Below are 573 nucleotides of genomic sequence, written 5' to 3' on the forward strand. Positions count from 1 at the left end.
GTCGCCCAGGTGCTGCTGGGGTGTGATTCCGAGCGTCGGTGGCTGCGGGCGGCGCCGGCCCGGATCGGGCACCTGTTCCCGCGCCTGCCCGGCCAGTCCGAATACAACCGGCACCTGCGCGATGCGGCCCCGGCCCTGTTCGCGGCGTCGATGTGGCTGGCCCGGCAGGCCCCCTCCTGGCACGACCGGCTGCGGTTGATGGACGGCACCCCGCTGCGCTGCGGCGCCTCGCGCACCACCGTGGACCGTTCCGCGCTCGGCGAGATCGCCGGCTACGGCATGGACAAATCGCACCACGCCTTCTACTGGGGCGCCAAGCTGATGCTGATCACCACCGCCGAGGGCGCGGTGTGCGCCTTCAGCCTGGCCCACCCCAAAGAGCTCGACGAACGGCTGCAGGCGGTGCACCTGCTGCACGTCCAGCCGCCCGCCCCCGGGCCGTGCCCGATCGTGTGCGACAAGGGACGCCGCACGCACCACCGAAGGCCTGTGGACACGCCTGTGCCAGCGCATCTGCGCACTCAACGCCGCCATCTGGCACAACTGGCTCATCGACGCCCCGGTCAAGCGATC

The 573-nt window shown here is 71.9% G+C and carries 1 pseudogene; it reads left to right on the forward strand.

Annotated elements, in window-relative coordinates:
• A pseudogene (locus IE99_RS32555) lies at positions 1–573 on the forward strand (IS982 family transposase); the annotation flags it as partial.

It is taken from the genome of Spirillospora albida (assembly GCF_000718255.1).
In the GTDB taxonomy this organism is placed as follows: Bacteria; Actinomycetota; Actinomycetes; order Streptosporangiales; family Streptosporangiaceae; genus Spirillospora; species Spirillospora albida.